This window comes from Halochromatium sp. (assembly GCF_046541315.1).
Classification (GTDB): Bacteria; Pseudomonadota; Gammaproteobacteria; order Chromatiales; family Chromatiaceae; genus Lamprobacter.
In genome coordinates this window covers 1-7,259 of sequence record NZ_JBKHDN010000148.1, presented here as the reverse complement: position 1 = coordinate 7,259, position 7,259 = coordinate 1, and the positions used below count along the sequence as shown (strand labels likewise).

The following is a 7,259-nucleotide window of genomic DNA, read 5'->3' as shown; positions in this document are numbered from 1 at the left end:
CGCGGTTCAGCGCCCGTCGCGACCCCCACCGATGCCCTGTTCGCGCGCGAAGTCGAGCATGCGCTGGATCGGCTGTACCGCGCGTTGGCGGATCGATGCGTCGATTGCGATCTCCTGGTCGCCGCGCTCGAGGACGATGGCGAGGTTCTGCAGGGCGTTCATCGCCATCCAGGGGCAGTGCGCGCAGCTCTCGCAGGTGGCACCTTCGCCGGCGGTGGGCGCGGCGATGAGTTGCTTGTCGGGCGCTAGCTGGTGCATCTTCCAGAAGATGCCCTCGTCGGTGGCGACGATGAAGGTGCGATTCGGCAGCTCGCGCACCGCCTTGATGAGCTGGGTGGTCGAGCCGACGACATCGGCCTGATCGATGACCTCGGTCGGCGACTCCGGATGCACCAGCACGGCGGCATCGGGGTGCAACCGGCGCACGCGCTCGAGCGCGAAGCCCTTGAACTCCTCGTGCACCACGCAGGCGCTGTCCCAGAGCAGCATGTCGGCGCCGGTCATGCGCTGCACATAGCGGCCGAGGTGTTTGTCCGGCGCCCAGAGGATCTTCTCGCCGCGTGCGTGCAGGTGCTGGACGATCGGCAGCGCGATGCTCGAGGTCACCACCCAGTCGGCGCGTGCCTTGACCTCGGCGCTGGTGTTGGCATAGACGACCACGGTGCGGTCCGGATGGGCGTCGCAAAAGGCGCCGAAGGCCTCGGCCGGACAGCCCTCGTCGAGCGAGCAGGTGGCGGCGAGCGTCGGCATCAGGACGCGCTTCTCGGGATTGAGGATCTTGGCGGTCTCGCCCATGAAACGCACGCCGCAGACGACCAGGGTCTTGGCGTCGCTCTCGCTGCCGAAGCGGGCCATCTCGAGCGAGTCGGCGACATGGCCGCCGGTCTCCTCGGCGAGCGCTTGCAGCTCGCTGTCAACGTAGTAATGCGCGACCAGCACCGCATCGCGCTCGGCGAGCTGGCGCGTGATGCGGTCCTTGAGCGCGGTCTTGGCGTCGTCGTCGAGCGCTGGCCAGATCGGCTGCGGCGGGACTTCGATGCGGTCGCGGATGAGAGGTTCAGCGTTGGCGGTGTTCATACGTTCATGTCACAGGCAGTGATCCGGTCATCCATGGACGTTGCGTTTGTCGATCTCGGCATCAAGCAGGCTCTCGTAGACGCGTTGCAGCGCGCCAAGGGTGACGGTCGCGGGCAGGCGTTGACAGGCGAGGCCGGCGTCATCGAGTGTTGCGCGCAGCCGGCGCTGGGCAGCATCGACGATCTCGGCATGATCGAAGGCGAGCGCCGGCAGTGCCTGGACCGGGAACCAGGCCGCGGCGGCGGCATCATCGCCGGCGCGCACCGACAGCGGCGCGTCCGGCGCCAGCGCCAGATAGGCGACACTGATCACGCGCTCGCGCGGGTCGCGCCCCGGTTTGCCAAAGGTGCCAAGCTGCTCGAGGGCAAGGCCCTCGACCCCGGTCTCCTCGGCCAGCTCGCGGGCGGCGCAGGCGTCGAGATCCTCGTCGATGTCGAGGAAGCCGCCGGGCAGCGCCCAGCAGCCCGTGAACGGCTCCTGAGCGCGTTCGATCAGCAGCAGCCACAGGCCGTCCTCGCGGATGCTGAAGAGCGCGACATCGGTGGTCACTGCGGGATGCGGGTATCGATAGCAATAGGGCTTGGGGGTGGTTGCTAACGGATCGACCATGCGGGACTCGGGACTCAAACACGCTGCCTCGGGCTCAGCCGGATCGGGCACGGATGAAAGCCCGACTGGCTAGGGATACTATACGCCTTGCGTCAAGCTCAGGTAGGGTGCGCGCGCCACCTCGGGATGGACTTGGCCGCTGCCGACAAAGCTGGCGGGCGTCAACGGCTTAGCCTTGCCGGAGGCCGTTCGGGGGCGCTTGGAAGAAGCCCTGATCGCTTGTCTAAGGGGCTGATTTTTTTGGCCTAAATATCCCGTTGGCTTGATCTTCGGTGGCATTTTCAGGATACTTCGCGGCTTGGCTCATGAGACCGTCAACGATAACGATCAAGGCGGTTGCCGCGTGGCGGGCTGGCGCGCGCTCGGCGATGGCCGAGCGGGGGCGCCAGGCTTGGCTTAAGCATGCACCAGCACGGTGAGGCCGGCGACACGGGTTGGCAGCCTTGACGATCCGCCGAATTCAGCTCCTCGGCTACCCGGAAGAACCATGGGAAATCTAATTATGCGCATGCTCTCGCTCGGCCTCATTGTTGCAATGAGTGCCATGACGCCGGTGTCGGCCCAGACCATGGAGGACACCTATGTGGTCAAGCAGGCGGAGGGGCTGCCGACCGTCTCGGTTGGCGGCACCGTGGTGCCCTATAAGGAGGTGACGCTGGCCGCGCAGTTACCGGGACGCGTCAAGTATCTGGCCGGTATCGAGGGCGATGCGTTCGAGGAGGACGAGCTGTTGGTGTCGATCGATGCGAGCGAACTCGAGGCCAAGCGCCATGCGCTGCTGGCTCAGTTGGCCACCGCCGATGCCCAGATTCGCAATGCCAGCGTGCAATACGGCCGCGAGATGCGCGCGCCGCGCGCGCGCAATGCGCCCGGCGGCATGGGGGTGCCGAACCTGTTCGATCAGTTCTTCACGCGTCCGCTGGAGGACTTCGTCGGCGAGCGGGATCAGGACGCTGAGCTGTCCGCCGACCTGTTCGCCTCGGGCACCCAGATCCAGGAGGCGCACAACACGATGATGCGGCTCCAAGCCGAGTTGCGCGCGCTCGATGCCAAGTTGCGTGATGCGCGCTCCATCGCGCCCTTCGACGGCATGATCGTCAGCAAATTCATCGAGGTCGGCGATACGGTGCAGTCAGGGCAGCCAATGCTGGCCTTTGCCGATGTCGAGTACCTACAGGTGGAGGTCGATGTGCCGGCGCGTCTGCGTCCCGGGCTGCGCGAGGGAGCGATGCTGCGCGCCGAGCTGGATGTGCCGGCGCGCGCGCGCAGGGACGCCGATCCCGCCGATGACCCCGGAGAGGTGCCGGTGCGCATCGCGCAGGTCTATCCGATGGCCGATCCCGAGCGGCACACGGTGAAGGTCAAGTTCGATCTGCCCAAGGGGGTTTCCGAGCCCGGCATGTACGCCAAGGTTCTGGTGCCGGACTTCAACGCGCCGGCGCGGGTCAATCCGGTGGTGCCGAGGACGGCGATTCGCTACAACGGCAGCCTGCCGGGGGTCTATGTGCTCGACGAGGACGGCAACCCCCATCTGCGCCTGATCCGGGTCGGCGAGCCGACGCCGCGCGGCGGGGTCACGGTGCTCAGCGGCCTGCGCGCCGGCGAACGCATCCTCGCCAACCCAGGCCCCGGCATTGCCGCTGGCTGGTCCCAGCGCGATCGCCCAGGCCACTGAGATCGAAGCCACCAAGGCCAAAGCCACCGACAGCCAACCGCCGAGAGGATCGCCGCTGCTCGGTCGCGACGGGGCCGCCCACCCGCGCCCCTTCTCGGTTTTTTCACGCCCGCTCCTGACGTAAGAAACATGCTATGAGCCAGGACGACAGCCCTCGCACGCCAGCGCCGGAAGACGCTCGCACCCTCGCCTCGATGGATGGCGACAACCTCGGGCTTGCCGGTCGCACCGCCCGTTTCTTCATCCGCTCGCCGCTCTCGCCGCTGCTCTATGTCGCCATGTTGATCATGGGGCTGCTCGGTCTCATCGCCACGCCGCGCCAGGAAGACCCGCAGATCTCGGTGCCCATGATCGACATCATGGTCCAGTACCCGGGCGCCTCCGCCGAGCAGGTGTCGAGTCTCGCCATGCAGCCGCTCGAGCGCATCATGAGCGAGATCTCGGGCGTCAAGCATGTCTACTCCGCCGCCCAGCGCGGCGAGGGCCTGGTCACGGTCGAGTTCGAGGTGGGCGAGCATGTCGGGCCGTCCCTGGTCAAGGTCAACGACAAGATCGCGTCCAACATGGACAAGATCCCGCCGGGGGTGATGCCGCCGCTGGTCAAGACCAAGGGCATCGACGACGTGCCCATCGTCACCCTGACGCTCTGGTCGAAGGATGTCGACGGCAACGGTCGGCCCGATGTCGACGACGGCCAGCTCAGGCTACTGGCCCAAGACGTGCTGCAGTCGCTCAAGGAAGTGAAGGACACCGGCAATAGCTTTATCGTCGGCGGGCGGCGCGAGCAGATCACCGTCGATGCCTATCCAGAGCGCCTCTCGGGCTATCGCATCAGCCTCGATGAGGTCGCCAGCACGATTCGCGCGGCCAATGCCGAAACCAGCGCCGGCGGTGTCGAGTCCAGCGGCTCGCATTTCTCGGTGGTGTCCGGTTCCTTCCTCGACGGCGCCGAGGACATCGAACGCCTGGTGGTCGGCACCTACAACGAGATCCCGGTCTATGTGCGCGACATCGCGCGCGTGCGCCAGGGGCCGGAGGATGCCGAGCAGTTGGTCGCCTATTACAGCGGCCCGGCGGCCGAGGACGCAGGCGAGGCGCGCGCCGACGGCGCGCCGGCGGTGACCATCGCGGTGGCGAAGAAGGAGCTGACCAATGGCGTCACGGTGGCCAACGCGATCCTCGACAAGGTCGAGGAGATCAAGGGCGAGCGGATCCCGAACAATGTCGAGGTCAGCGTTACTCGGAATTATGGCGAGACGGCGGACGAGAAGGTCTCGGAGCTGATCTTCAAGCTGTTTGTCGCGACCTTCTTCGTGTTCCTGCTGGTGCTCGCGGCCTTCCGCGCCTTAAAGCCGGCGATCGTCGTCATGCTGGTGATCCCGGTCGTGCTGCTGATGACCATCTTCATGGCCTGGGTCACCAATTACACCATCGACCGCGTCAGCCTGTTCGCGCTGATCTTCTCGATCGGCATCCTCGTCGACGATGCCATCGTGGTGGTCGAGAACATCTACCGCCGCTGGCTCGCCGAGGGCCGCACCGATGAATACACCGCCGTCGACGCGGTGCGCGAGGTTGGCAATCCGACCATCCTCGCGACCTTCACCGTGATCGCGGCGCTGCTGCCGATGGGCTTCGTCAGCGGCATGATGGGGCCGTACATGGAGCCGATCCCGGCGCTCGGCTCGGTGGCGATGCTGATCTCGCTGTTCGCGGCCTTCGTGTTCACGCCCTATCTGGCGATCTCGCGGTGGTTGCGGCCGTCGATGCGCTACCTGGAGGTGGCCGAGAAGCGTGAGCACCGCGAGGCGAAGGGCCTCGAACGGCTCTATGTCGGCATTCTCACCCCGCTGATCGAGCACAAGCGCAAGCGCTTGCTGTTCAAACTGGTGCTCTGGGGCACCTTCCTCTTCACCCTGAGCTTCTTCTACTTCAAGTGGGTGCCGGTGAAGATGCTGCCGCTGGACAACAAGCCGGAATTCTCGGTGGTGCTGGACATGCCGGAAGGCACGGCGCTGCCGGTGACGGCGAATCTGGCGCATCAGATGGCCGGCAAGATCCGCACCATGCCCGAGGTGACCGCGATTCAGCTCTATGCCGGCACCGCGCGGCCCTTCGACTTCAATGGCATGGTCCGCCACTACTATCTGCGTTCCGATCCCTGGCAAGGCGAGCTGCAGGTGCAGCTGACCAACAAGCACGATCGCGAGCGCAGTAGTCACGAGATCGCAGTCGAGGCACGCGAGATGCTGAAACCGCTGGCGGACGCCAACGGCGCGCGCATCGCCGTGGTCGAGATGCCGCCGGGGCCGCCCGTGTTGCAGTCGGTGGTGGCTGAGGTGCACGGGCCGAGCGCCGAGGTGCGCCGCGCTTTTGCGCAAGAGTTGACGGACATCTTTGCCCAGGCCGAGAGCGCGCGCGATGTCGACAACTATCTGCGCGAGTCCTTCGACTATTGGCGCTTCGATGTCGATACCGAGAAGGCGGTGCGCCGGGGTGTCTCGGTCGATACCATCAACCGCAATCTGACCATGGCGCTCGGTGGCGCCGAGATCGGCGATGTGAAGGTGCGTGCCGGGCATGAGCCGGTGAACATCGTAGTGCAGGTGCCGCTGGCCGAGCGCTCGCAGATCGAGCGTCTGGGCGATCTGCCGATTCGCGCCAATTCCGGCGCGACGATTCCGCTGCGCGAGCTGGGTGACTTCGAACGCGTGTCCGAGGAATCGATCGTCTATCGCAAGGATCTGCGCGCGGTCGAGTACGTGGTCGCGGATGTCGGCGGCACGCTCGCCGCCCCGGTCTACGCGATGCTCCAGATCCAGAACCGGATCGACGAGATGGGCTACGCGGCACCGGATGGCGTGACGCCCAAGGCGTATTGGCTCGGGCCGCCGCCCTCGGACAAGGTCTCGGCCTTCGAATGGGCTGGCGAGTGGACCGTGACCTACGAGACCTTCCGCGACATGGGCGCGGCCTTTGGCGTGGCCCTGGTCCTGATCTATATCCTGGTGGTCTGGGAGTTCGGTAACTTCCGCATCCCGCTGGTGATCATGGCGCCGATCCCGCTGACCCTGCTCGGCATCATTCCGGCGCATTGGGCGGCGTTCGAGTTCGGCTTGGGCGGCGAGTTCACCGCCACTTCGATGATCGGCTGGATCGCGCTCGCCGGCATCATCGTGCGCAATTCGATCCTGCTGGTCGACTTCTCGATCCACGAGGTGCAAAAGGGCGTACCGGTCGCCGAGGCGGTGATCCGTGCCTGCACCACGCGGACGCGACCGATCGTGATTACCGCGCTGGCGCTGGTCGCCGGCTCCAGCGTCATCTTCACCGACCCGATCTTCCAGGGCATGGCGATCTCGTTGTCGTCCGGCGTGCTGGTGTCCACCCTGTTGACCTTGATCGTGATTCCGCTCGGCTGCGTCGCCGCGAGCAAGGATCTGTGCGAGGTCGCGGTGGCCAGCGCGCCGACCGGCATGACGGTGCCCTGCGGCGAGCACTTGCAACGCGAGGAGCCGTATCGCGCCGCCACCACGAGCCCGCCTCGGCGCCAAGGCAGGCTCGGCGCGGTCCTGGCCAAGATCGGCGGTGGCTTGATGCTGATCCTCTATGCCATCCGCGGCCTGTTCCTGCTCCTGTTCGACTGGCTCAAGGAATCGCGCAAACGGCGCCGCAAGCCAGTCGCCGGTGCGCAGGGCAGTGGGCCCGCGGGGGGAACTGGGCGATCCGCTCCGCTGCCTAATGCATTGCGCCGCTCCGACCAGGGCGCCGATGGCGAGCGAGCGGGCGCGGGCGATCGATCGGGCGCCACCGACACTGACGAACAGGCAACGCCGTCATCCCCGGCTCGAACCGCGGACCCGTCCACGGTCAGCGCCGAGGCGCCCGCCGACGCACC

The 7,259-nt window shown here is 66.4% G+C and carries 4 protein-coding genes; 2 read left to right on the top strand and 2 right to left on the bottom strand.

All coding sequences use genetic code 11. The features are described from left to right. Nucleotides 1–6: 6 nt before the first annotated feature. Together nadA and ACLFQI_RS10105 are read right to left on the bottom strand one after the other, a co-directional pair. Nucleotides 7–1,077 carry a quinolinate synthase NadA gene (nadA, locus tag ACLFQI_RS10110; RefSeq protein WP_410759013.1) on the bottom strand — a complete coding sequence of 357 codons (1,071 nt, stop codon included), beginning with the start codon at nucleotides 1,075–1,077 and terminating at the stop codon, nucleotides 7–9. A 27-nt stretch (nucleotides 1,078–1,104) separates the two neighbouring features. Further along, nucleotides 1,105–1,704, bottom strand: coding sequence for an NUDIX domain-containing protein (locus ACLFQI_RS10105; protein ID WP_410759011.1), 600 nt, complete (start codon nucleotides 1,702–1,704; stop codon nucleotides 1,105–1,107). Between the two features lie 517 nt (nucleotides 1,705–2,221). Here ACLFQI_RS10105 and ACLFQI_RS10100 point away from each other — a divergent pair. Both ACLFQI_RS10100 and ACLFQI_RS10095 read left to right on the top strand, forming a co-directional pair. Further along, nucleotides 2,222–3,361: an efflux RND transporter periplasmic adaptor subunit gene (locus ACLFQI_RS10100; protein ID WP_410759015.1), complete on the top strand. Its 1,140-nt coding sequence runs from the start codon at nucleotides 2,222–2,224 to the stop codon at nucleotides 3,359–3,361. Between the two features lie 134 nt (nucleotides 3,362–3,495). After that, on the top strand, nucleotides 3,496–7,259 hold a 3,764-nt coding region (locus tag ACLFQI_RS10095), incomplete at its 3' end, for an efflux RND transporter permease subunit (protein WP_410759009.1).